Annotated in this window: 27 protein-coding genes; 25 read left to right on the forward strand and 2 right to left on the reverse strand. The window is 45.4% G+C overall.

What is annotated here, in order from left to right; all coding sequences use genetic code 11:
• Positions 1–40: 40 nt before the first annotated feature.
• Positions 41–1447: a chromosomal replication initiator protein DnaA gene (gene dnaA, locus DPF91_RS20480; RefSeq protein ID WP_117236291.1), complete on the reverse strand. Its 1407-nt coding sequence runs from the start codon at positions 1445–1447 to the stop codon at positions 41–43.
• 452 nt (positions 1448–1899) lie between these two features.
• Between dnaA and DPF91_RS20485 the strand changes: the two genes are divergently transcribed.
• From DPF91_RS20485 to glmU, 23 genes are all read left to right on the forward strand, one after another.
• The gene (locus tag DPF91_RS20485; RefSeq protein ID WP_117236292.1) at positions 1900–2664 is read left to right on the forward strand and encodes an amino acid ABC transporter substrate-binding protein; all 765 of its coding nucleotides are present in this window, start codon (positions 1900–1902) and stop codon (positions 2662–2664) included.
• Positions 2665–2762: 98 nt separating this feature from the next.
• Entirely contained in the window at positions 2763–3434 is a 672-nt protein-coding gene (locus DPF91_RS20490; protein ID WP_117236293.1) for an amino acid ABC transporter permease, read from the forward strand.
• Positions 3431–4165 (forward strand): amino acid ABC transporter ATP-binding protein, encoded by a 735-nt coding sequence (locus DPF91_RS20495; protein ID WP_117236294.1) that lies wholly within the window; start codon positions 3431–3433, stop codon positions 4163–4165. Before DPF91_RS20490 ends, DPF91_RS20495 begins: the two co-directional genes overlap by 4 nt.
• Before the next feature lie 230 nt (positions 4166–4395).
• Positions 4396–4533, forward strand: coding sequence for a 50S ribosomal protein L34 (rpmH, locus tag DPF91_RS20500; RefSeq protein ID WP_004400210.1), 138 nt, complete (start codon positions 4396–4398; stop codon positions 4531–4533).
• Between the two features lie 45 nt (positions 4534–4578).
• The gene (gene rnpA, locus DPF91_RS20505) at positions 4579–4902 is read left to right on the forward strand and encodes a ribonuclease P protein component (protein ID WP_241033865.1); all 324 of its coding nucleotides are present in this window, start codon (positions 4579–4581) and stop codon (positions 4900–4902) included.
• On the forward strand, positions 4869–5132 hold the full coding sequence (gene yidD / locus DPF91_RS20510; protein WP_117236296.1) for a membrane protein insertion efficiency factor YidD: 264 nt from the start codon (positions 4869–4871) through the stop codon (positions 5130–5132). The genes rnpA and yidD overlap by 34 nt, the downstream gene beginning before the upstream one ends.
• Before the next feature lie 2 nt (positions 5133–5134).
• Positions 5135–6754: a membrane protein insertase YidC gene (gene yidC, locus DPF91_RS20515; protein ID WP_117236297.1), complete on the forward strand. Its 1620-nt coding sequence runs from the start codon at positions 5135–5137 to the stop codon at positions 6752–6754.
• A gap of 157 nt (positions 6755–6911) precedes the next feature.
• Positions 6912–8273, forward strand: coding sequence for a tRNA uridine-5-carboxymethylaminomethyl(34) synthesis GTPase MnmE (gene mnmE / locus DPF91_RS20520; RefSeq protein WP_117236298.1), 1362 nt, complete (start codon positions 6912–6914; stop codon positions 8271–8273).
• Positions 8274–8351: 78 nt separating this feature from the next.
• A complete protein-coding gene (mioC, locus tag DPF91_RS20525) occupies positions 8352–8789 on the forward strand; it encodes an FMN-binding protein MioC (protein ID WP_117236299.1) in 438 nt (145 codons plus the stop codon).
• A 484-nt stretch (positions 8790–9273) separates the two neighbouring features.
• Entirely contained in the window at positions 9274–11169 is a 1896-nt protein-coding gene (gene mnmG, locus DPF91_RS20535; RefSeq protein WP_117236301.1) for a tRNA uridine-5-carboxymethylaminomethyl(34) synthesis enzyme MnmG, read from the forward strand.
• A complete protein-coding gene (gene rsmG, locus DPF91_RS20540) occupies positions 11169–11801 on the forward strand; it encodes a 16S rRNA (guanine(527)-N(7))-methyltransferase RsmG (protein ID WP_117236302.1) in 633 nt (210 codons plus the stop codon). Before mnmG ends, rsmG begins: the two co-directional genes overlap by 1 nt.
• Positions 11802–11814: 13 nt before the next feature.
• Positions 11815–12588, forward strand: a complete 774-nt coding sequence (locus DPF91_RS20545; RefSeq protein ID WP_117236303.1) for a ParA family protein — start codon at positions 11815–11817, stop codon at positions 12586–12588.
• A gap of 27 nt (positions 12589–12615) precedes the next feature.
• Complete coding sequence (locus tag DPF91_RS20550) at positions 12616–13497, forward strand: ParB/RepB/Spo0J family partition protein (protein WP_117236304.1); 882 nt, start codon at positions 12616–12618, stop codon at positions 13495–13497.
• Between the two features lie 190 nt (positions 13498–13687).
• A complete protein-coding gene (locus DPF91_RS20555) occupies positions 13688–14077 on the forward strand; it encodes a F0F1 ATP synthase subunit I (protein WP_117236305.1) in 390 nt (129 codons plus the stop codon).
• A gap of 8 nt (positions 14078–14085) precedes the next feature.
• Entirely contained in the window at positions 14086–14895 is an 810-nt protein-coding gene (atpB, locus tag DPF91_RS20560; protein ID WP_117236306.1) for a F0F1 ATP synthase subunit A, read from the forward strand.
• 56 nt (positions 14896–14951) lie between these two features.
• Complete coding sequence (gene atpE / locus DPF91_RS20565; protein WP_010319963.1) at positions 14952–15206, forward strand: F0F1 ATP synthase subunit C; 255 nt, start codon at positions 14952–14954, stop codon at positions 15204–15206.
• 72 nt (positions 15207–15278) lie between these two features.
• On the forward strand, positions 15279–15749 hold the full coding sequence (atpF, locus tag DPF91_RS20570; RefSeq protein ID WP_117236307.1) for a F0F1 ATP synthase subunit B: 471 nt from the start codon (positions 15279–15281) through the stop codon (positions 15747–15749).
• Positions 15750–15763: 14 nt separating this feature from the next.
• The gene (gene atpH / locus DPF91_RS20575; protein WP_117236308.1) at positions 15764–16297 is read left to right on the forward strand and encodes a F0F1 ATP synthase subunit delta; all 534 of its coding nucleotides are present in this window, start codon (positions 15764–15766) and stop codon (positions 16295–16297) included.
• Between the two features lie 13 nt (positions 16298–16310).
• Positions 16311–17852 (forward strand): F0F1 ATP synthase subunit alpha, encoded by a 1542-nt coding sequence (gene atpA / locus DPF91_RS20580; protein ID WP_117236309.1) that lies wholly within the window; start codon positions 16311–16313, stop codon positions 17850–17852.
• A 42-nt stretch (positions 17853–17894) separates the two neighbouring features.
• Positions 17895–18761, forward strand: coding sequence for a F0F1 ATP synthase subunit gamma (gene atpG, locus DPF91_RS20585; RefSeq protein ID WP_117236310.1), 867 nt, complete (start codon positions 17895–17897; stop codon positions 18759–18761).
• A gap of 34 nt (positions 18762–18795) precedes the next feature.
• Positions 18796–20199, forward strand: a complete 1404-nt coding sequence (gene atpD, locus DPF91_RS20590) for a F0F1 ATP synthase subunit beta (RefSeq protein ID WP_117236311.1) — start codon at positions 18796–18798, stop codon at positions 20197–20199.
• Between the two features lie 18 nt (positions 20200–20217).
• Positions 20218–20640, forward strand: coding sequence for a F0F1 ATP synthase subunit epsilon (locus tag DPF91_RS20595; RefSeq protein WP_117236312.1), 423 nt, complete (start codon positions 20218–20220; stop codon positions 20638–20640).
• Between the two features lie 141 nt (positions 20641–20781).
• On the forward strand, positions 20782–22143 hold the full coding sequence (gene glmU, locus DPF91_RS20600; RefSeq protein WP_117236313.1) for a bifunctional UDP-N-acetylglucosamine diphosphorylase/glucosamine-1-phosphate N-acetyltransferase GlmU: 1362 nt from the start codon (positions 20782–20784) through the stop codon (positions 22141–22143).
• A 79-nt stretch (positions 22144–22222) separates the two neighbouring features.
• Here the strand turns inward: glmU and DPF91_RS20605 are convergent, their stop codons facing one another.
• Positions 22223–22945: an amino acid ABC transporter permease gene (locus DPF91_RS20605; RefSeq protein ID WP_420855628.1), complete on the reverse strand. Its 723-nt coding sequence runs from the start codon at positions 22943–22945 to the stop codon at positions 22223–22225.
• A gap of 119 nt (positions 22946–23064) precedes the next feature.
• On the opposite strand from DPF91_RS20605, the gene DPF91_RS20610 reads away from it, so the two are divergent.
• Positions 23065–23841: a transporter substrate-binding domain-containing protein gene (locus tag DPF91_RS20610; RefSeq protein WP_117236315.1), complete on the forward strand. Its 777-nt coding sequence runs from the start codon at positions 23065–23067 to the stop codon at positions 23839–23841.
• Between the two features lie 229 nt (positions 23842–24070).
• On the forward strand, positions 24071–25735 hold the full coding sequence (locus DPF91_RS20615; protein WP_117236346.1) for a sensor domain-containing diguanylate cyclase: 1665 nt from the start codon (positions 24071–24073) through the stop codon (positions 25733–25735).
• Positions 25736–25792: the final 57 nt, after the last annotated feature.

Raw genomic sequence — 25792 nt, forward strand, 5'->3', positions numbered from 1 at the left:
ATTAGTTTAGATTAATTGTATCCAATGCGTTTGGAAATAATTAAGAAGATAAAGTGCGAATCAAATTCGAGTAATCTTCTTTAATATCATGACTTTCTTCACGAAGCTGCTCGATTTTACGACAAGCATGCAGAACCGTTGTATGGTCACGACCACCGAACGCATCACCAATCTCTGGTAAGCTGTGGTTGGTCAGCTCTTTTGCTAGCGCCATCGCTAGCTGACGAGGACGAGCGACAGAGCGAGAGCGACGCTTAGAAAGCAGATCGGCAACTTTAATCTTGTAGTATTCAGCAACCGTCTTCTGGATGTTATCGATAGTGACCAGCTTTTCTTGCAGTGCAAGTAAGTCACGCAATGCTTCACGCACAAAATCGATAGTAATTGGACGACCCGTAAAGTTAGCATTCGCAATAACACGGTTCAATGCACCTTCTAGCTCACGAACGTTAGAACGTAGACGCTTAGCGATAAAGAATGCCACTTCATCAGCTAGATGAATTTGGTGGTCTTCTGCCTTTTTCATTAAGATCGCAACACGCGTTTCAAGCTCAGGCGGCTCGATTGCAACCGTTAAGCCCCAACCAAATCGAGATTTCAGGCGATCTTCTACCCCGTTGATCTCTTTCGGATAACGGTCGGAGGTAAGAATGATCTGCTGATTACCCTCTAACAGCGCGTTAAAGGTATGGAAGAACTCTTCTTGAGAGCGCTCTTTATTAGCGAAGAATTGGATATCATCGATCAATAGTGCATCAACACTACGATAGTAGCGCTTAAATTCTTCAATCGCGTTGTTTTGCAGCGCCTTAACCATATCTTGTACGAAACGCTCAGAGTGCATGTACACCACTTTCGCATTTGGCTTGTTATCCACAATCGCATTACCGACCGCGTGCAACAGGTGAGTTTTACCTAGGCCAGTACCACCGTACAAGAATAGAGGGTTATATGCGGTACCAGGGTTATCCGATACCTGACGTGCTGCTGCTAAGCCAAGCTGATTCGACTTACCCTCAACAAAGTTATTGAACTTATGTTTAGGATTCACGTTTGAGCGGTGATTGATATCAGCAACCGCTTGTGCATCATCATCCCATGTTTTATGGATAGGCTTACGAGCTTGCAGTTGGGCTGGTGCTGAAGATTCAGCAGCAACATCAGCGGGTGTTCGAGTTGGCTTCGGTGGTGGTGCCGATACAGGCTTGCTACCAACTTCAAAGCGCAGGCTTGGCATATCATTACCGCAGTACTCTTGAAGCAGGCGGTTAATGTTGTTGAGGTACTTATCTCTAACCCAGTCTAAAACGAAACGGTTAGGTGCAAATAAGGTGAGCGTGTTGTCATTGAGCTCAGCCTGAAGTGGGCGTACCCACATACTAAATTCAGTCGCTGGTAGCTCTTCTTGAAGCTGTTGCAAACATTGCATCCATAACGAAGATGACACTTTGACCTCACCCTAAAATCAAAATCTGAAAAGACGGGCAATTTTACCTGTTGATAACCGAGATCGCCAGCGATTGATCGACGATCCAGTGAATAAGATCGAAGTTATTCACATATTTTTTCGAAATATGCTCGGATCCACACAAGATGCACCAAAACTATACACACAATGATCCACATAAAGCCAAGATCTGTCCTTTTATACGCCATTTAATAAAGATCCCTTTTCTGGTGATAAGTCTGTGAATGAAAGTGTTTCATCAAGCCAATAAGGATCCTTTTTTGCCGCTTACTTTTCACAAACAGCACACAGATAAATGATTGATGCTATAAATGGTAAAGCATCGATTACCTAACTTATTCTCTATCGCTCTAGGTTATGGCACTAAGTTATTTATCTATCGATGCTAAGTAACAGTAGTATTCCGTTCTAAAGAATTTCGGAGCTGTATTATGAAAAACTGGATCAAGGCTGCAGTAGCAGCAATCGCACTATCTGCTGCTACCGTTCAAGCAGCAGCGGAAGCTAACCTAACAGAAGTAAAAGTTGGCATGTCTGGCCGCTACTTCCCATTCACTTTTGTTAAGCAAGACCAACTGCAGGGCTTTGAAGTTGACCTGTGGGATGAGATTGGTAAGCGTAACGACTATAAAGTGGAATACGTTACCGCGAACTTTTCTGGTTTATTCGGCCTACTAGAAACAGGTCGTATCGATACAATTTCTAACCAAATCACCATGACCGATGCGCGTAAAGCGAAGTACCTATTTGCTGACCCATATGTGGTTGATGGTGCACAAATCACTGTACGTAAAGGAAACGATGCAATCCAGGGTGTTGAAGACCTAGAAGGAAAAACTGTTGCAGTAAACCTAGGTTCAAACTTTGAACAGTTACTTCGTAGCTACGACAAAGATGGCAAGATCAACATCAAGACTTACGACACGGGTATCGAGCATGATGTTGCACTAGGTCGTGCAGATGCATTTGTGATGGATCGCTTATCAGCACTTGAGCTAATTAAGAAGACAGGTCTACCGCTACAACTTGCGGGCCAACCTTTCGAAACGATTGAAAACGCATGGCCGTTTGTTAACAACGAGCGTGGTTTAGAGCTACAAGCTGAGGTGAACAAAGCGCTCGCAGAGATGCGTGAAGACGGTACTCTGGCTGAAATCTCAAACAAGTGGTTTGGCGCAGACATTACTCAAAAGTAATCCTGACTTGTAAACCTTGTAGCCCACTGCTTTGCTTGAGCAGTGGGTTTTATTTTTTCACCCCTCCAGCAAAATGAAAATCAAAATAGAGATGTATTATGGGTTTTGACTTTAATTATATGCTTGAGCTGTTGCCTATTCTGCTCAAGTATTTGGGTACCACTATGGAGATGGCGATCTGGGGATTATTTTTCTCCCTTATTCTCTCAGTGATCCTGGCGAATATTCGCGTATTCAAGATCCCTGTGCTCGACCAGCTTAGCCAGCTTTACATTAGCTTCTTCCGTGGCACCCCATTATTAGTGCAACTGTTCCTGCTTTATTACGGTCTACCTCAGGTTTTTCCGTTGTTAGTGGGTTTAGATGCGTTCAGTGCAGCCGTTATAGGCTTAACCCTACACTTTGCCGCTTACATGGCAGAGAGTATTCGCGCAGCGATTATCGGTATTGACCGTAGCCAGATGGAAGCAAGCTTGTCAGTCGGTATGACAACTAGCCAAGCGATGCGCCGTATCATTCTTCCGCAAGCTACACGTGTCGCTCTGCCTTCTTTGATGAACTATTTCATCGATATGATTAAGTCGACCTCACTTGCCTTTACGCTGGGTGTAGCTGAAATCATGGCCAAAGCTCAAATGGAGGCGTCATCAAGCTTCCGTTTCTTCGAGGCTTTCCTCGCGGTAGCACTAATCTACTGGGGCGTGGTGGTTATTCTTACGCGAGTACAAATTTGGGCAGAAGCCAAACTGAATAAGGCGTATGTACGATGATCAAACTGCATAACATCCATAAAAACTTTGGCGATACAGAGGTTCTTAAGGGTATCGATATCGAAATCAATCAGGGTGAGATAGTGGTTATCATCGGTTCTAGTGGTACCGGTAAATCCACCCTGCTCCGCACGGTGAACTTCTTGGAACAGGCGAACAAAGGCACTATCAGCATTGATGACGTGAGCGTTGATACAGAAAAGCACACCAAGGCCGAAGTACTCGCTCTACGCCGAAAAACAGGCTTTGTTTTCCAAAACTATGCTCTCTTTGCCCACCTTACTGCGAAGCAAAACATCGCAGAAGGACTGATCACAGTACGCGGTTGGAAGAAAGAACAGGCTTATGAGAAGGCACAACAAATCCTCAATGAGATTGGACTTGGGGATAAGTCAGAAAGTTATCCAGCGGCTCTTTCCGGTGGTCAACAGCAGCGTGTGGGTATCGGCCGAGCGATGGCACTAGAGCCAGAATTATTGTTGTTTGATGAGCCAACATCGGCACTGGATCCTGAATGGGTTGGAGAAGTTCTCCAATTAATGAAGGACTTAGCGAAGAAGCATCAAACAATGTTGGTAGTAACACACGAAATGCAATTCGCCAAAGAAGTCGCTGACAAGGTGATCTTTATGGCTGATGGCCATATTGTTGAACAAGGATCTCCACAGGATATCTTCAACAATCCACAAGATCCTAAGTTGCAGCGCTTTTTAAATCAGGTTGGTGTGTAACTAAGATCGAAAGAAAGGATCAATCGATCCTTGTGATTTAACTCACAACCCGTATAATCCGTCGACCGGAATTTTTAAAAACCCAATCATTGACTATTTATAGGACAGTGATTACAATTCCGCCTCTTTGTTGAGAGACGTCGGATTTTCTCTTTATATAAAGAAGAAAAACTTAACCCACGTCGGGTTTGTATAAACCTAAAAACTACTGATCAGTAAAGGTAATAACCATGTCTAAACGCACTTTTCAACCTTCAGTTCTAAAGCGCAAGCGTACTCACGGTTTCCGTGCACGCATGGCGACTAAGAACGGTCGTAAAGTAATCAATGCACGTCGTGCAAAAGGCCGTGCGCGCCTATCAAAATAATTCGCGATTATTTTGAATAAGTACGCATTTAATCGGGAGTTACGCTTGTTAACTCCCGAGCATTATCAAAATGTCTTCAAGCAAGCTCATCGAGCTGGCTCCCCACATTTCACCATCATTGCTCGCAAAAACTCTCTTTCTCATCCACGCCTCGGATTAGCCGTTCCAAAAAAACAGATTAAAACTGCTGTTGGCCGAAACCGTTTCAAGCGATTGGCTCGTGAAAGCTTTCGTACATCTCAGCACAAACTTCCTAACAAAGATTTTGTTGTGATTGCGAAGAAAAGCGCACAAGATCTCAGCAATGACGAAATGTTCAAACTATTTGATAAGTTATGGCAGCGCCTATCTCGCCCGCAACGCGGCTAGCAATCGGATTCGTCCGTTTTTACCAAGGTTTCATTAGTCCTCTTCTTGGACCACGCTGTCGTTTTACCCCAACTTGCTCTACATATGCCCTAGAAGCGTTGAAAGCTCACGGTTTTGTAAAAGGGAGTTGGTTATCAAGCAAACGTCTATTAAAATGCCACCCTTTGAATAATAAGGGTTGGACTTACGACCCCGTTCCACCAGTGAAAAAACAAGACAGAGATAAATAACGATGGATTCTCAACGTAATATCCTGTTAATCGCATTGGCGCTCGTTTCTTTCATGCTATTTAACCAATGGCAAGCAGCAAAGAACCCAGCACCTGCGGCACAACAGGCACAATCAAGCAGTACACTACCTGCACCATCTTTTGCTGATGAGCTAGACCCGGCACCGGGCCAACAAGCAGCTTCAGCGAAAACAATCACCGTGACTACGGACGTATTGACTCTGTCTATCGACACAGTTGGTGGTGACGTAATTACAGCGAACCTAAATGAATACGCTGCAGAGCTTGAATCAGAAGAAACATTTGTTCTTCTGCAAAACGAGCAAGGCCATCAATTTATTGCACAAAGTGGTCTAGTTGGCCCTCAAGGTATCGACCTAAGCAGCACAAACCGTCCTGCTTACTCCGTATCTGCAGACAGCTTTAACCTAGCTGACGGCCAGGATGAAGTTCGTATTCCACTGACTTACCAAGCAAACGGCCTTGAGTACACCAAAACATTCATCGTAAAACGTGGTAGTTACGCTATCGATGTTGAATACGATGTAGTGAACAAGTCTGGCAACAATGCAACATTTGGTATGTACGCGCACCTACGTCAAAGTGTTGTTGATGCTGGTGGTAGCCTAACAATGCCAACTTACCGTGGCGGCGCATACTCAACTGAAGATACTCGTTACAAGAAGTACAGCTTCGATGACATGCAAGATCGCAATCTGTCTCTTAACCTAGCGAACGGTCAAGGTTGGGCAGCAATGATCCAGCACTACTTCGCAACAGCGTGGATCCCACGTAACGAACCAGGTACAAACCTATACACTCGCGTTATCGGCAATCTTGGCGATATCGGTGTTCGTATGCCAAACAAAACCATTGCAGATGGCGACTCAGCAAACTTCAAAGCAACGCTTTGGGTGGGTCCAAAACTTCAATCTGACATGGCAGAAGTTGCGCCTAACTTAGACCTAGTAGTGGACTACGGCTGGCTATGGTTCATTGCAAAACCTCTTCACACACTACTGTCTTTCATCCAAGGCATCGTGTCTAACTGGGGTATCGCAATCATCTGTCTAACCTTCATCGTTCGTGGTGCTATGTACCCACTAACGAAGGCTCAGTACACCTCTATGGCAAAAATGCGCATGCTTCAGCCTAAGCTACAAGCAATGCGTGAGCGTATCGGCGACGACCGTCAGCGCATGAGCCAAGAGATGATGGAACTGTACAAGAAAGAGAAAGTAAACCCACTTGGTGGCTGTTTACCAATCCTTCTACAGATGCCTATCTTCATCGCACTTTACTGGGCGCTAATGGAGTCGGTAGAGCTTCGTCACTCTCCATTCTTCGGTTGGATCACAGACCTTTCAGCGCAAGACCCTTACTACATCTTGCCTCTACTGATGGGTGCTTCTATGTTCCTAATCCAGAAGATGAGCCCAACGACAGTAACGGATCCAATGCAGCAGAAGATCATGACATTCATGCCTGTCATGTTCACATTCTTCTTCCTATTCTTCCCATCAGGTCTGGTTCTTTACTGGCTAGTATCGAACATCGTAACCCTGATTCAACAAACGCTGATTTACAAAGCGCTTGAGAAGAAAGGTTTGCATTCTAAGTAACGCTTCCAGCAAGGCTTAGATAAGTAAATAAAAGAAAGGCGGCCAAAAGGTCGCCTTTTTCTATTGTGCTGATTACAATTCAGCTAACGAATTAAGGTTTCATGACCTATATAGAGTCAACAAACTCTATCTAGCAAACAAGATATTTGGCAAAACTATGACCACAGATACTATCGTTGCTCAGGCAACAGCATTAGGTCGCGGCGGTGTAGGCATCATCCGCGTCTCTGGCCCTCAAGCAGCGCAAGTTGCTTTAGAAGTGACAGGTAAAGCACTTAAGCCTCGCTATGCAGAGTACCTTCCTTTTAAAGCTCAAGACGGCACACAGCTTGATCAAGGTATTGCCCTTTACTTCCCTAACCCTCACTCATTCACCGGTGAGGATGTACTCGAGCTGCAAGGCCATGGCGGCCCTGTCGTTATGGACATGCTCATTAAGCGCATTCTGCAAATTCCTGGCATTCGTACCGCGCGTCCTGGTGAGTTCTCCGAGCGTGCATTCCTCAATGACAAGCTCGACCTTGCTCAAGCTGAGGCGATTGCAGACCTCATCGATGCAAGCTCTGAAGAAGCAGCAAAATCAGCTCTTCAATCGCTACAAGGCGCATTCTCTAAGCGCATCACTACGCTGGTGGAATCTCTTATCCACTTACGCATTTACGTTGAAGCGGCTATCGACTTCCCTGAAGAAGAGATCGATTTTCTAGCTGATGGCAAGGTAGCAGGTGACTTACAACGCATCATCGATAACCTTGCCGATGTTCGCAAAGAAGCCAACCAAGGCGCAATTATGCGTGAAGGTATGAAGGTGGTGATTGCTGGTCGCCCTAACGCAGGTAAATCGAGCCTACTTAACGCATTATCAGGCAAAGACTCTGCGATTGTGACCGATATTGCCGGTACCACTCGTGATGTATTACGTGAACATATCCATATTGATGGTATGCCACTGCACATTATTGATACAGCGGGGCTACGTGATGCATCTGATGAGGTCGAAAAAATCGGTATTGAGCGTGCTTGGGAAGAGATTGAACAAGCTGACCGTGTTCTTTTCATGGTAGATGGCACGACAACTGAGGCCACCGATCCTAAAGATATCTGGCCAGACTTTGTTGATCGCTTACCGCAAAGTATCGGCATGACCGTGATCCGCAATAAAGCAGATCAAACCGGCGAGTCACTCGGGATCTGCCATGTCAACGACCCTACCCTTATCCGCCTTTCGGCAAAGACTGGCGAGGGAGTTGATGCGCTAAGGAACCACTTAAAAGAGTGTATGGGATTTGCAGGTAGCAGCGAAGGAGGCTTTATGGCTCGCCGTCGTCACCTGGACGCGCTTGAACGTGCCGCAGAGCACCTTGACATAGGTCAGCAACAACTTGAAGGCTATATGGCAGGTGAAATCCTCGCAGAAGAACTGCGTATCGCTCAGCAGCATCTCAATGAGATTACAGGAGAGTTCAGTTCTGATGACCTTCTAGGTCGCATCTTCTCTTCTTTCTGTATTGGTAAGTAATTAATCTAACGTACAAAAACGCGGCTACACGTCGCGTTTTTTATACCCAGAATTCAGAATCAAAGGACTAAAACGATCATGATCCACATTATTACAGGTAGCACCCTAGGCGGTGCTGAGTACGTAGGTGACCACCTTGATGATCTATTGACGGAGCAAGGTCTAGAGACAACAGTGCACAACCAACCAGCTCTTGAAGAGATCCCACCACAAGGAACTTGGCTTGTTATCACTTCTACCCATGGCGCAGGAGAATACCCTGACAACATCAAGCCTTTCATTGAAGCAATCCAAGCAACACCACCAAATACCGCGGAGCTTAAGTTCGCTGTCATTGCTATTGGTGATTCTAGCTACGATACCTTCTGTGCTGCAGGCCAACACGCTTACGACTTATTAGAAGATATAGGTGCAACACCGATTAGTGATTGCCTAACTATTGATGTTTTACAACAAGCTGTACCTGAAGATGCTGCGGAAACTTGGTTAGAAGAACACCTATCTGCTTTCAGCTAACAGCACTTTTCAGGGAAAAATAAGCGACTTCGGTCGCTTTTTTTGTCTCTAGAGCATGCATTGTGAATAACTTTTTTGATCACACATGGTTTAAGTGGTGATATTTTAAGCAAACCATCTGTGGATAAGTATGTAAATTTACCGTTATAAACCTATAGTTATCCAAAGTATAACCCTTAGGACAAAATGTCTCTGTGCATAACCCCCATTTTTGATCCCAGAAAACTCTCATCTTGATCCAAGTTAGATCACAAGAATAGATCCAAAAAAGATCCATGATCTTGTTGATCATTTTCTAGTTATCCACAGATAGCCTCGATCCTAATAGTAGATCTAATAAAAGATCTATATAAAGATCTTATATATATTTACTCTTTTCCTTCTCGATCGATTTAAACAAAAACGATGTTCTCAGACCTTAAAAACAGGTAGAATACTGCTCCTTTTATCAAACCGTTTTTCATTGAATACCTGAGGTCGGTTCATGCTTTATCACGAAAAATTTGACGTCATCGTTGTCGGTGGCGGACATGCAGGAACGGAAGCCGCACTCGCATCAGCTCGTACGGGACAAAAAACCCTATTGCTCACACACAATATTGATACGTTGGGACAGATGTCATGTAACCCAGCAATCGGTGGTATTGGCAAGGGTCACCTAGTCAAAGAAGTGGATGCAATGGGCGGTCTAATGGCTGAGGCTATTGACCATGCAGGTATTCAATTCCGTACTCTAAACGCATCGAAAGGCCCAGCTGTTCGTGCCACTCGTGCTCAAGCTGACCGCGCACTTTACAAAGCGTATGTACGATCAGCACTAGAAAACACACCAAACCTGACTCTGTTTCAACAATCTGTCGATGATCTTATCGTAGAGAACGATCAAGCCGTTGGTGTAGTGACGCAGATGGGATTGAAATTTTACGGCAAAGCGATCGTTTTGACTGTGGGTACTTTCCTAGGCGGTAAAATTCATATTGGTATGGAAAGTTCATCAGGCGGACGTGCCGGTGATCCTCCATCGATAGCGCTTGCGCAACGTTTGAGAGAACTGCCATTCCGTGTTGATCGCCTTAAAACAGGTACGCCACCCCGTATTGATGCTCGCAGCGTGGATTTTTCTCAACTTGAAGTTCAGCACGGTGACAACCCGACTCCGGTATTTTCTTTCATGGGCAATCGTGCGCAACAGCCTCGACAAATCCCATGCTACATCACGCACACGAATGAATCGACACACGAAGTGATCCGTAACAACCTAGATCGTAGCCCAATGTATGCGGGTGTGATCGAAGGAATTGGTCCTCGATACTGTCCTTCAATTGAAGATAAAGTGATGCGCTTTTCGGATAAAAACAGTCACCAAATTTTCATTGAGCCTGAAGGCCTAACGACTCATGAGCTATATCCAAATGGTATCTCCACCAGCCTACCGTTTGATGTTCAGGTTCAGATTGTTCGTTCAATGAAGGGTTTTGAGAACGCACACATTGTTCGACCTGGTTATGCAATTGAATACGATTTCTTCGACCCGCGTGACCTGAAACAAACTTACGAAACTAAGTTTATTAATGGCTTGTTCTTTGCGGGTCAGATCAATGGCACAACCGGATATGAAGAAGCGGCAGCACAAGGCCTAATGGCTGGATTGAACGCAAGTTTGTACAGCCAAGAGAAAGAAGGTTGGAGTCCACGTCGTGACCAAGCTTACATGGGCGTATTGATTGATGATCTGTCTACCATGGGTACTAAAGAACCGTACCGTATGTTTACATCACGAGCGGAATATCGTCTGCTGCTTCGTGAAGATAATGCCGATCTGCGCCTAACGGAAAAAGCCCGTGAATTAGGCCTGATTGATGATGCTCGTTGGGCTCGTTTTAACGAGAAAGTTGAAAACATAGCAACGGAGCGTCAACGCCTGAAAGAAACGTGGATGAATCCAAAATCTGAGGGTGTAGAGGCACTGAATGCATTGCTAAAAACACCAATGGCTCGCGAAGCGAGTGGTGAAGATCTTCTGCGTCGCCCTGAGATGTCATATGATCAACTGACTCAGCTTGATGCATTTGGCCCTGCACTTGAGGATCAACAAGCAGCTGAGCAGGTTGAGATCCAAGTGAAGTACGAGGGTTACATCAAACGTCAACAAGATGAGATTGAAAAATCACTCCGCCATGAGAATACCAAGCTGCCAGCTGACTTGGATTACGCTAATGTAAGTGGTTTATCGAATGAAGTGGTTGCTAAATTGAATGAAGCGAGGCCTGAGAGTATTGGTATCGCATCTCGAATTTCAGGTATTACCCCTGCGGCAATCTCAATCTTGTTGGTTCACTTGAAGAAACATGGCCTGTTGAAAAAAGGCGAGGAAGCATAATGAGCGTACTACGCACCCAATTAGATGCACTGATTGCTCAAACTGACTTAGACGTGTCTGAGCAGCAGCGCGAGCTGCTGGTTGGTTATGTAGAAAGACTGGATAAGTGGAACAAGGCTTATAATCTGACATCGGTTCGCAACCCCAGCGAGATGCTGGTTAAGCATATTCTCGATAGTATTATCGTAAGCACTCACTTACAGGGTAAGCGCTTTATTGATGTAGGTACTGGCCCTGGTCTTCCTGGTATCCCTCTGGCGATCATGAATCCAGAACATGAATTCTTTCTGTTAGACAGCCTAGGCAAGCGCATTCGTTTTATCAAGCAAGTGATTCATGAGCTTGGTATCAAGAATGTAACACCAGTTCAAAGCCGTGTTGAAGAGTTTCAACCAGAAGAAAAGTTCGATGGTGTATTGAGTCGAGCTTTTGCTTCAATGACGGATATGGTTGAATGGTGTCATCATTTACCGAAAGAAGAATCGGGTGTGTTTCTAGCACTGAAAGGTGTACACCCTAAAGATGAAATAGATCAGCTTCCTGAATGGTGCTCTGTGACCGAAATCAAAACTTTGAACGTTCCTGAGCTTGAGGGTGAGCGCCATCTAGTAATCTTATCGCGCAAGGACTAAAGCGAGGCCACCCGTGGGAAGAATTATATCCATCGCCAACCAAAAAGGCGGTGTAGGGAAAACGACAACCTGTATTAACTTAGCAGCCTCCATGGCTGCTACCAAGCGCAAGGTATTAGTGATTGATCTTGATCCTCAAGGCAATGCTACTATGGCGAGTGGTGTGGATAAATATCAGGTAGATGCTACTGCCTATGATCTTCTTGTTGAAGATACCCCTTTCTCTGAGGTTGTTTGTACCAAAACAACCGGAAACTACGACCTGATCGCTGCAAATGGCGATGTCACCGCGGCTGAAATCAAGTTGATGGAAGTGTTTGCGCGTGAAGTGCGTCTCAAGAATGCATTAGCCCCAATTCGCGATAACTATGATTTCATCTTTATCGATTGTCCTCCATCGCTCAATTTACTTACTATCAATGCTATGGCTGCGTCGGATTCGGTGTTGGTTCCGATGCAGTGTGAGTATTTTGCATTAGAAGGCCTAACGGCATTGATGGATACCATTAGCAAACTTGCTGCAGTGGTTAACGATAAGCTCAAGATTGAAGGTCTACTTCGTACCATGTATGACCCGCGCAATCGACTGTCGAACGAAGTGTCCGATCAGCTAAAGAAGCACTTTGGTGATAAGGTGTATCGCACCGTGATCCCACGTAATGTACGTCTTGCTGAGGCTCCAAGTCATGGCAAACCGGCGATGTATTACGATAAGTATTCTTCAGGAGCAAAAGCCTACTTGGCATTGGCGGGCGAGATGCTACGTCGAGAAGAAGTTCCAGCCTAATACTCAGTTCATAAGGAAACGTATCCCATGTCTAAACGTGGTTTAGGAAAGGGGCTTGATGCATTGCTATCAACAAGCTCTTTAGCTCGAGAAAAACACCAGGTGGCTGAGCAAAGCCAAGAAAAATCTGCGGATGGTGAACTGCGTGAGCTTGCGGTTGCACATTTACAGCCAGGTGTTTACCAACCGCGTAAAGAGATGTCATCCGAGGCGCTAGAGGAACTTGCAGCTTCGATTCAATCACAAGGCATCATTCAACCGATCGTGGTTCGTCAAGTAGATGAACACAAGTTTGAGATCATTGCAGGTGAGCGTCGTTGGCGTGCTGCGAAACATGCAGGCTTAAAAGCAGTACCATGTTTAGTTAAGAACGTTCAAGATCGTGCTGCGATTGCGATGGCTTTGATTGAGAATATTCAGCGTGAAGACCTTAATGCGATCGAAGAAGCTCAAGCACTAGAGCGCTTACAAGATGAGTTCACACTTACTCACCAGCAAGTTGCTGAGGTAATTGGTAAGTCTCGAGCTACGGTAAGCAACCTATTGCGTCTAAATCAGCTAGAAACTGACGTAAAAAGTCTCGTTTCGGAAAAATTGATTGAAATGGGGCATGCTAGGGCTCTGCTTGCTCTTGAGGGTGAACAACAGGTTGATGTTGCAAATCAAGTAGCGAAAAAACAGCTAACAGTACGACAAACGGAAGTACTTGTTAAGAAAGCGTTATCGGGAACGTCAGAAAAGGTCGAAAAACCAATCGATGAGCAAGCGAACATATGGGCAGAAACCCTAAGTTCGCAATTGAATGGTCAAGTTTCCATCACTCGCGCGAATGATGGGAAATCAAAAATTACAATTAGTCTTGATGAGCCTCACAAATTAGAGCTCCTTATTGCAAAGCTACAGGGCTAAATGAGATAATTGACATAAGTCAAAGAAACCTTAATTTGTTTTTTGTGCGGAAGTTGACGGTTTGTAAATGAAACTGTAACTATTTGCTGCGTTTATATTGCAAACGGTTTGTATCAAAACGTATAATTTCTGCAATTTCCCCGCACGGCGAAGCTAAGTGCATAGTGGATTTTATTAGAGGTATGAATACATGGTAACTACGCTGGCTCGACCAGGACGAGAGCTTGCTAAGCGATTGATGTTGATTCAAGTGAGCGTGGTTATTTTTGTGGCAGCAGGGATGGCTTTAGCCGTTGATGTTGATTGGGGGATTGCAGCACTGATTGGCGGTGGCATTTTTGTCGTCGCGAATATGGTGTTTGCTGTCTTTGCGTTCTTATTTAGCGGTGCTCGCGCAGCTAAATTGGTCGCAGCTTCTTTCTTTGCCGGAGAGGCATTGAAGATCCTTATCACAATCGCATTGTTCTCTTTTGTCTACGTGTATATGCAGGTGGAACTCGTTCCCCTCAAACTAACCTATTTGCTGGTATTAGGTATCAATATCTTTGCTCCAGCGCTATTCATTAACAACAAAAAATAGGATGAGTTATGGCTGCGCCAGGTGAAGCGCTAACATCGTCTGGATACATCTCTCACCACCTATCTAATCTTTCATTAGCAAAGCTTGGTTTGGTGGCTGAAGAGTCTAGTTTCTGGAACGTACATATCGATAGCCTGTTTTTTTCTTGGTTTACTGGTTTAATCTTCTTAGGAATTTTTTACAAGGTAGCAAAGGGAACAACAGCAGGTGTACCGGGTAAGCTTCAGTGTGCTGTAGAAATGATCGTTGAATTTGTCGCGCAAAACGTCAAAGACACCTTTCATGGACGCAACCCATTGATCGCTCCTCTAGCACTGACGATCTTTTGTTGGGTATTCTTAATGAACTTGATGGACCTTGTGCCTATCGATTTCTTACCGTACTCAGCGGAGCAGATGGGTATTCCTTATCTTAAGGTTGTACCGTCAGCTGATGTAAATATCACTATGGCTATGGCTCTAGGTGTGTTTGCTCTGATGATCTACTACAGCATCAAAGTGAAAGGCCTAGGCGGTTTTGCTAAAGAATTGGCATTACACCCATTCAACCACTGGACAATGATTCCGTTCAACCTACTTATTGAAGTGGTATCGCTATTGGCGAAACCTCTGTCACTAGGTATGCGTCTATTCGGTAACATGTTCGCGGGTGAGGTTGTATTCATTCTTTGTGCGGCAATGCTTCCATGGTATTTACAATGGATGGGCTCACTACCGTGGGCGATTTTCCATATTCTGGTAATCTTGATTCAAGCATTCGTGTTCATGATGTTGACAATTGTATATATGTCAATGGCACACGAAGATAGTGATCATTAATTTTTAAAAGCTTTTTATTTAGGCATTAAGCCGACAACTATAAATTGGAGATAGTAATGGAAACTGTACTGAGCTTTTCAGCAATCGCAGTAGCAATCATCGTAGGTCTTTGTGCAGTAGGTACTGCAATCGGCTTCGCAATCCTAGGCGGTAAGTTCCTAGAAGGCGCTGCGCGTCAACCAGAAATGGCACCGATGCTGCAAGTTAAGATGTTCATCATCGCAGGTCTACTGGATGCGGTTCCAATGATCGGTATCGTAATCGCTCTACTATTCACATTCGCAAACCCATTCGTTGGTCAACTAGGTTAATCACTTTTGACTTGAGACAAGCCTCGCTTGTCACAGATTAACATTAGGTCCAATTAAAGAGGGGTAGCTGTTGTGAATATGAACGCAACTCTGCTAGGTCAAGCAATCTCATTCGCACTGTTTGTGTGGTTCTGCATGAAATATGTATGGCCGCCAATCATGGATGCAATCGAAGAACGTCAGAAGAAAATTGCTGATGGTCTTGTGGCTGCAGAGCGAGCAGAGAAGAGCTTAGATCTAGCTCAAGCCAACGCTTCTGATTCATTGAAAGAAGCGAAGCGCACAGCAACTGAGATCATCGAGCAAGCAAATAAGCGTAGCGCTCAAATTGTTGACGAAGCTCGTGAAGAAGCTCAGGCAGAACGCCAGAAGATTCTTACACAAGCGGAAGCTGAAATTGAAGCTGAACGCAACCGCGCGCGTGATGATCTGCGCAAACAAGTTGCAACTCTGGCTTTAGCTGGTGCCGAGAAAATTCTAGAGCGCTCTATTGATAAAGAGGCGCACAAAGATCTTCTCGACAACATTACTGCAAAACTTTAAGGCTGGGGGCGCATATGTCTGATTTGACTACTATCGCACGCCCCTATGCTAAAGCAGCATTTGACTTTGCTGTAGATAAAGGTGCACTAGACCAATGGGTTGAAATGCTAGCTTTTACTACAGAAGTTGCTAACAACGAACAAGTTCATGAGCTTTTAACAAGCTCAACGTCAGCTAAGAAATTAACTGATATCTTTGTCGCTGTTTGTGGCGAGCAACTCGACGAGTTTGGCCAAAACCTGATCAAGGTAATGGCTGAAAACGAGAGGCTGCTAGCCCTACCGGATGTATACGCTGAATTCTTGCGCCTGAAACAGGAGCATGAAAAAGAGATCACGGCTGACGTTATCTCTGCTACAGAACTTTCTGAGCAACAACAAGCTGACATCATTAGCAAACTTGAAACGCGCCTTGAGCGCAAAGTTAAGCTGAATTGCAGTGTAGACGAGACCCTACTTGGTGGGGTTATTATTCGAGCCGGAGACTTAGTCATCGATAACTCAGCACGCGGTCGTTTGAACCGACTGAGCGATGCATTGCAGTCTTAATGGGGATTGGAGCATGCAACTTAATTCCACGGAAATTAGCGATCTAATCAAACAACGTATCGAATCTTTCGAAGTTGTTAGTGAAGCTCGTAATGAAGGTACTATCGTATCGGTAAGCGACGGTATCATTCGCATTCACGGCCTAGCGGACGTGATGCAAGGTGAAATGATTGAATTACCGGGTGGCCGTTATGCACTAGCACTTAACCTTGAGCGTGACTCGGTTGGTGCGGTTGTAATGGGCCCATATGCTGACCTTAAGGAAGGCATGAAAGTAACAGGTACTGGCCGCATTCTTGAAGTGCCAGTTGGTCCAGAACTGCTAGGTCGCGTAGTGAACACACTAGGTGAACCTATCGATGGTAAAGGTCCAATCGAAGCGAAACTGTCTTCGCCTGTTGAAGTGATTGCACCAGGTGTAATCGACCGTAAATCGGTAGACCAACCTGTACAAACTGGTTATAAGTCAGTTGACTCAATGATCCCAATCGGTCGTGGTCAGCGTGAGCTTATCATCGGTGACCGCCAAACTGGTAAAACAGCAATGGCGATCGATGCAATCATCAACCAGAGAGATTCTGGTATTTTCTCAATCTACGTAGCAATCGGTCAGAAAGCATCGACTATCGCTAACGTAGTACGCAAACTAGAAGAGCACGGTGCGCTAGCGAACACTATCGTTGTCGTTGCTTCGGCTTCTGAGTCTGCTGCGCTGCAATACCTAGCGCCATACTCTGGTTGTGCGATGGGTGAATACTTCCGTGATCGCGGTGAAGATGCACTGATTGTTTACGATGACCTATCTAAACAAGCGGTCGCTTACCGTCAGATTTCTCTACTACTTAAGCGTCCACCAGGTCGTGAAGCATTCCCAGGTGATGTTTTCTACCTTCACTCGCGTCTACTAGAGCGTGCAGCTCGTGTAAGCGAAGAGTACGTAGAGAAGTTCACTAACGGTGAAGTGAAAGGTAAGACGGGTTCTCTAACTGCGCTTCCTATCATCGAAACACAAGCTGGTGACGTATCTGCATTCGTACCGACTAACGTAATCTCGATTACCGATGGTCAGATCTTCCTACAAACTGAGCTATTCAACGCAGGTGTTCGTCCAGCGGTTGACCCAGGTATCTCAGTATCTCGTGTAGGTGGTTCAGCACAGACGAAAATCATCAAGAAGCTATCAGGCGGTATCCGTACTGCACTAGCGCAATACCGTGAACTTGCAGCGTTTGCTCAGTTCTCGTCTGACCTTGATGAAGCAACGAAGAAGCAGCTAGACCACGGTCAAAAAGTGACAGAACTGATGAAGCAGAAGCAATACGCTCCAATGTCTGTATTTGACCAAGCGCTAGTTATCTTCGCCGCTGAACGTGGTTACCTTGATGATGTAGAACTTAATAAAGTTCTCGATTTCGAGGCGGCTCTACTATCGTACGCTCGCGGTCAACATGCTGAATTAGCAGCTGAGATCGACAAGACGGGTGCTTACAACGATGAAATCGAAGCGAAGCTTAAAACGCTTACTGACGATTTCAAAGCAACCCAAACTTGGTAATAGGTCGGTGGCAGTAATGCCACCAACTAATGGAGAGTAACGATGGCCGGCGCAAAAGAGATACGTAATAAAATCGGTAGTGTGAAAAGCACTCAGAAGATTACGAAAGCAATGGAAATGGTAGCAGCTTCAAAAATGCGTCGCTCTCAAGATGCAATGGAAGCTTCTCGTCCATATGCTGAAACTATACGTAAAGTGATCGGTCACGTAGCAAACGCAAGCCTAGAGTATCGTCATCCATACCTAGAAGAGCGTGAAGCTAAACGTGTTGGTTATATCATCGTTTCTACCGACCGCGGTCTGTGTGGTGGTTTGAACATTAACCTGTTCAAGAAAGCTATGACAGACATGCAAAACTGGTCTGAGAAGGGTGCTGAAGTTGAACTTGCAATCGTAGGTTCTAAAGCAACAGCATTCTTCAACAACAGCGGCGCGAAAGTGGCGGCGCAAGTATCTGGCCTAGGCGATAGTCCTAGCCTGGAAGACCTAATCGGTTCGGTAAGCGTAATGCTTAAGAAATACGATGAAGGCGAGTTGGATCGTCTATACGTAGTGTTCAATAAATTTGTAAACACTATGGTACAAGAACCAACGATCGATCAATTGTTACCTTTGCCTAAATCGGACAGCGAAGAAATGCAGCGTGATCACTCGTGGGATTACATCTACGAACCTGAGCCTAAGTCTCTACTAGATGCACTATTGGTGCGTTATGTTGAGTCCCAGGTGTACCAAGGTGTCGTAGAGAACCTGGCTTGTGAGCAAGCAGCACGAATGATTGCTATGAAAGCAGCAACGGATAACGCTAGCAACCTGATTGAAGACTTAGAGCTTGTGTATAACAAGGCGCGTCAAGCGGCGATCACACAAGAACTGTCTGAGATTGTATCAGGCGCAGCAGCGGTTTAAGTTTAGGTAAAACTAATAAGTTAGAGGATTAACGATGGCTACAGGTAAGATCGTACAGATCATCGGTGCAGTAGTCGACGTAGAGTTCCCACAGAGTGAAGTACCAAGTGTATATGACGCTCTGAACGTAACTGAAGCGAAAGAGCGTCTAGTTCTTGAGGTTCAACAACAGCTAGGCGGTGGCGTAGTTCGTTGTATCGTAATGGGTAGCTCTGATGGTTTACGTCGTGGAGTTGAAGTAGTAAATACAGGCGCTCCAATTTCAGTACCAGTAGGTACTAAGACCCTAGGTCGTATCATGAACGTTCTTGGTGACGCGATTGATGAGTGTGGTGAAATCGGTGCGGAAGAGACTTACTCTATCCACCGTGAAGCGCCAAGCTACGAAGACCAATCAAATGAGATCGCTCTTCTAGAGACGGGTGTAAAGGTAATCGACCTAGTTTGTCCATTCGCTAAGGGTGGTAAAATCGGTCTATTCGGTGGTGCGGGTGTAGGTAAGACCGTTAACATGATGGAGCTTATCAACAACATCGCACTTCAACACTCAGGTCTATCTGTTTTCGCAGGTGTTGGTGAGCGTACTCGTGAAGGTAACGATTTCTACTTTGAGATGCAGGAAGCGGGCGTTGTAAACGTTGAGAATCCTGAAGAATCTAAAGTAGCAATGGTATACGGCCAGATGAACGAGCCACCAGGTAACCGTCTACGTGTTGCACTGACTGGTCTAACAATGGCAGAGCGTTTCCGTGACGAAGGTCGTGACGTACTTCTGTTCGTTGATAACATCTACCGTTACACACTTGCAGGTACAGAGGTATCAGCACTGCTAGGTCGTATGCCTTCAGCGGTAGGTTACCAGCCAACTCTTGCAGAAGAGATGGGTGTACTTCAGGAGCGTATCACGTCAACTAAGTCTGGCTCTATCACGTCTGTACAGGCGGTATATGTACCAGCCGATGACTTGACTGACCCGTCTCCAGCAACCACGTTCGCGCACTTGGATGCAACGGTTGTACTTAACCGTAACATCGCAGCAATGGGTCTATACCCAGCGATCGACCCACTAGACTCTACATCTCGTATGCTAGATCCACTAGTCGTTGGTCAAGAGCACTACGACATCGCTCGTGGTGTTCAGTCTACGCTGCAGCGTTATAAAGAGCTGAAGGACATCATCGCGATCCTAGGTATGGATGAGCTATCTGAAGAAGATAAGCAAGTTGTATCTCGTGCTCGTAAGATTGAACGTTTCCTAACTCAGCCTTACCACGTAGCGGAAGTATTTACTGGCGACCCAGGTATCTACGTACCACTTAAAGACACGCTAAGTGGCTTTAAAGGTCTACTAGCTGGTGACTACGATGACATTCCAGAGCAAGCCTTCATGTACTGCGGTAAGATTGAAGACGCTGTTGAGAATGCTAAGAAGCTATAAGGCTAACTAGGAGGCGATATGGCACCAATAACCTTTCATCTAGACGTTGTAAGTGCGGAGAAGAGCTTGTTCTCTGGCCGTGTTGAAACGTTTCAGGTGACCGGTAGTGAGGGTGAGCTAGGTATCTTTCATGGCCACACTCCATTACTGACTGCTATCAATCCTGGTATGGTGCGTATTGTTAAGCAACACGGTCAAGAAGAATTCATCTATGTCTCTGGTGGCATGGTTGAGGTTCAACCGGGAACAGCAACAGTACTTGCTGATACCGCTATCCGTGGTGAAGAACTAGACGCAGCTAAGGCGGAAGAAGCCAAGCGCAAAGCTGAGGAGAATATCCACAATCAGCATGGCGACATGGACTTCGCACAAGCAGCCAGCGAGCTAGCTAAAGCCATTGCTCAGCTACGAGTGATCGAGCTGACGAAAAAGCACCGCTAATCGCTGATTAGCGACAGCAGATACAAAAGGCGACCCTAGGTCGCCTTTTTTGTATTATAATTATCCAAATTTAAACAGGGACTTGGATCGTAGAATCAAGATCTGTTTTATAACTATTAACGTTTTTACTAGGTTGTTTTGATGAAATTTAGTGCTGTGATTCTGGCGGCGGGTAAGGGAACCCGCATGTACTCTAATATGCCTAAGGTACTGCATACCTTAGCGGGCAAACCTATGGTTAAGCACGTGATTGATACGTGCTCAGGTCTAGGTGCGCAAAATATCCACTTGGTTTATGGCCATGGTGGCGATCAGATGAAGCAAGCACTAGTAGATGAACAAGTGAATTGGGCACTACAAGAGCAACAGCTAGGTACCGGCCACGCGGTTGATCAGGCATCAATGCATTTTGCTGATGATGAGAAGGTGTTGGTTCTTTACGGTGATGTACCACTGATTTCAGAACAAACGATTGAAAACCTGCTTGAAGCGCAGCCTACCGGTGGTATTGCGCTACTGACCGTCGTTCTGGACAACCCAACGGGTTACGGTCGTATTCTTCGTCGTAATGGTCCTGTGGTTGCTATTGTTGAGCAGAAAGATGCGACAGAAGAACAGAAGCTGATTAAAGAAATTAATACGGGTGTTATGGTAGCAACCGGTGGCGATCTTAAGCGTTGGCTGTCTGGTCTTAACAACGATAATGCTCAGGGTGAATATTACCTGACTGATGTCATCGCGGCGGCGCATGATGAAGGTCGCGCTGTTGAAGCGGTACACCCAGCAAACCCTATTGAAGTTGAGGGTGTTAATGATCGAGCTCAGCTTGCTCGCCTAGAGCGCGCATTCCAATCAATGCAAGCGCAGAAGCTGCTTGAGCAAGGCGTAATGCTACGTGATCCATCACGTTTTGATCTGCGTGGTGAGCTGCAATGCGGTATGGACTGTGAAATAGATGCGAACGTGATCATAGAGGGTACAGTAACCCTAGGTGATAACGTGACGATCGGTACTGGTTGTGTACTGAAAGATTGTGAAATCGACGATAACACATTAGTCCGCCCATACAGTGTCATCGAAGGTGCAACGGTCGGTGAAGAGTGTACGGTAGGTCCGTTTACCCGTCTGCGCCCTGGAGCTGAGCTGCGTAATGACGCTCATGTCGGTAACTTCGTTGAAGTGAAAAACGCTCGCCTTGGTGAAGGCTCTAAAGCAAACCATTTAACTTACCTAGGTGATGCGGAAATTGGCCAGCGCGTAAATGTTGGAGCTGGTGCAATTACCTGTAATTACGATGGTGCAAACAAGTTTAAGACGATCATCGGTGATGATGTGTTTGTTGGCTCTGATAGTCAGCTCATTGCACCTATTACAATTGCAAACGGTGCGACAGTGGGCGCAGGTTCAACCGTTACCAAGGATGTCGCTGAGAACGAGTTAGTGATTAGCCGTGCGAAAGAACGTCGTATCGCAAACTGGCAACGTCCAGTTAAGAAGAAGTAATCTTTCTTTAGAGCGAATACCAAAAATGCCACTGACTCAGTGGCGTTTTTGTTTTTAAAGCTAGAATATTGAAAATAGACTAGTGGCTTGGAATCGCGATGCGTTTTTCTAGCCACCTGACCGCTTGAGAAACCACGAGTATCAAAATCAGATACTCTAATACTAAGAAGGTATATATCTCGAGTGGTAAGTACTCATTAACCACCAGCTCGTTGGCTCGCCGGGTTAGGTCACTTAAGCCAATAACACTGACCAGTGAGCTCATCTTTAGTATGTAGACAAACTGATTTCCCAGTGGAGGCAGGATCTGCCTGAATGCTTGCGGTAAGATCACTAAGCGCATCTTTTTCCATGGCCCCAATCCTAATGACTCCGCAGCTTCGTGTTGGCCTTTAGAGATCGCTTGAATTCCTCCTCGAAATACCTCTGCCATAAAGGCACTCTCTGCGATTGTTAGGGCAATAACGCCTGCCCAAAAGTGATTGAGGGAGATATCCATCAGTGTCGGCATGCCGTAGTAGACCCATAGCAATAGGACCAGCACAGGAATAGAGCGTATGACCTCGACATAGATTCGGTTAACCCACTGCAGTGCGCGGCTTTTCGCTAACGCTAACAACGATACAAATAACCCAATCAACATCGCCAGCAGCATACTGAGTAGCGAAACCTGAATCGTTTCAGAGAAACCTGTCACCAAGAACTTGAGGTTAATTTGGCCTTGGGCTGTGGTCGGATCGAGAACATACCAACCCCATTGATAATCGCTACACCCTGTGAGCAACAAGAGTGAAAGAAGCATCAGATATCGAAATTTCACTTATCTTTCCTAACAAAATCCATTTGTTGCTACTATGTTAACAGTGAAGTGGCATAAGTCGTTACTAATTAAAAAATATCTTAACTACAAAAGGAATTGGGATGAGAAAGCTTTTTTTAGCGCTTGGGGTATGTCTACTGGCTTTTAGTCAGGTAGCTGCGGCCCAAAGCCGTTTACATGACATTTTAGATAAAGGGGTTTTGCGAGTTGGCACCACTGGGGATTGGAACCCCATGACAATGAAGGATCCGGCAACGAATAGCTACCGAGGGTTCGACATTGATGTCACTACCGAGCTTGCTAAGGACCTTGGGGTCAAAGTGGAGTTTGTTGCCACTGACTGGAAAACTCTAGTAAACGGTGTGACTGCCAACAAATATGACATCACCGGAAGCGCCTCACTTAATATGTCACGAGCGAAAGTGGCAGGCTACAGCCAGCCGTACTTTTATCTAGCGTTTGTGCCCGTGGTACAAAAGAAAGACTTAGAGAAGTTCTCCGATTGGAGTGACTTTGATAACGCTGAAGTTAAAGTGGCGGCTACCTTGGGTACCGTGCAAGAAAAGATGGTGAAGGAGTTCTTCCCATCGGCGCAACATATCGTGATTGAGGCACCGGCACGAGACTTCCAAGAACTACTAGCGAAACGCGCAGATGTGTCTGTGACCTCAAATGTTGAGGCTGCAACGCTGGTGGATAAATTTAAGCAGTTGGCGATAGTGCCAGTGAAAGAGCCACGCAAACCAACACCGATTGCGATGCTGCTTCCACAAGATGACCAAGTTTGGATTAACTACATCAATCACTGGGTTGAGTTGAAGAAGACGCAAGGATTCTTCGACCGAGTCGCAGCAAAGTGGGGACTGAAGAGCCTTTAGTCAATTAGCAAACTTACAAAAGCCACCTTGAGTGGCTTTTGTCCTTTCTGAACATATACCATCTGAGGTTTGTGCCAAAAAATGGGGAAGGTTGGTTATTTTTTAGATTGTTTTCCTTTGCTGAATTGTTAATATGCAAGATGTAATTCTGTAAAGTTAGGGTGAATGAAACGTGAGAATGGTTGATAGAAAGTGGCAGACACTACCCATTCTGATCTTATCGCTATCGATGTTAGTTGGGCTGTATGTCTTCTACACAACATTAGAACGCTTGGTTGTTCAGCATGAAAGTGATCGACTAGGCTCTTTGATGTCCGATGTTATTTATGAGATCCGAGAAGACAGTCATACCTTTACGCCTGGTATGGATGTCGATGATTATATCGGAGACCTTACACAGGCAAGCACAAACCTGCGTATTCAGGTGATTGCGACGGATGGTGTAGTCATTGGTGATACTGACTTATCGGATCACGCTCTATCTAATGTTGAGAACCATGGTGACCGACCTGAGGTTATCCAAGCACTAAGCGATGGTGTTGGTAGTGATGTACGTTTTAGTACCGTAACTTCTACCGATCGAATCTATCACTCAGTTATAGAACCCGTTAATGGTACCGATTATGTGATTGTCATTTCCTCACCTATGTATCAGCTCAAACAAATGAACCTGCAACTGATGAGTATCTTGGTTGGTATGGGAGTATTGAGTGTAGGTTTTTTGGTAGCGATCTCTATCATCAGTAACCGTCAAATCAACCAAAAGGTTGAAGAAGAGCAGAAGAAGCAAGATGAGCGTATTCGCCAGCGAACTCATGAGATTGAGCTGCTGCACCGCTTAGCGAACATGCTTGCTGCGTGTAACAACATGGTCGAAGCACAGAAAATCGTCTCTGATATCTTGCCACGTATTCTAGGTAAGGTGAATGGGAGTGTCTCTTTGATGCGCTCCTCACGTAACCAACTGATTACCCAATTAGACTGGGGAGAAGCGTGGCCAGGTAGCGTAACCTTCGCCCCTGATGAGTGTTGGTCACTGCGTAAAGGCCGTGTTCATCAGTCGAACAATGAGTTTCACACATTGAGCTGTGCTCATATGCAAGATATCGAGCACAACCAAACACTATGTATTCCATTGACTGCTCACGGTAATACCATAGGTATCATGCACCTTTATTTTGGTCAGGGTGACATCGAGATAGACCCGATCACTGAGCAGCTGGCCTTTAGCGTTGCAGAGCACCTTGGTCTAGCGTTAGCGAATCTAAGCCTACAAGAGAAACTGCGTTCACAAGCATTGAGCGACCCACTAACAGGTCTATTCAACCGCCGCTTCTTCGAACAGAAACTGGCTGAGCTCACCATGAACTCAAGCAGTAATGATTATGAAGTGTCGCTCTTGATGCTCGATCTTGACCACTTCAAGCGATTCAACGACAACTTTGGTCATGATGCTGGTGATTACGTTCTTAAAGAGATCAGTTCACTGCTTAAGAACTCAGTCAAAGATGATGAGGTTGCATTCCGTCTTGGTGGTGAAGAACTTGCGATTCTTCTGCCTAGCTATGATGTTGAAGCTGCGACACTATTTGCTGAGCAAATCTGTCAGGAGGTACGTGGTATGCATCTAGAACACAAGGGATTGTCTCTGGGACAGTTGGGTGTCTCTATTGGTGTTTCTACTTTCCCACAACCCGCGTCGGACTCTGAATCCTTGATTAAGATGGCGGATAAGGCGCTGTATATGGCGAAAGACCTGGGTCGTAGCCGAGTGGTTAATCATCTCCAATATAAACATTCTAAGACTGATGCAGAGCTTTTAGAGCTTGAGTTGGCTGAGTTTATGTCTTCAACACAAGATGATGTGATTGTAGAAGAGGTGAAGGAAGCCTGATTGTTTTAGGATGGGACAAATTAAACTAAAAAAGGAACCGCAATTGTGGTTCCTTTT

It is taken from the genome of Vibrio maerlii (genome assembly GCF_003415655.1).
GTDB lineage: Bacteria > Pseudomonadota > Gammaproteobacteria > Enterobacterales > Vibrionaceae > Vibrio > Vibrio maerlii.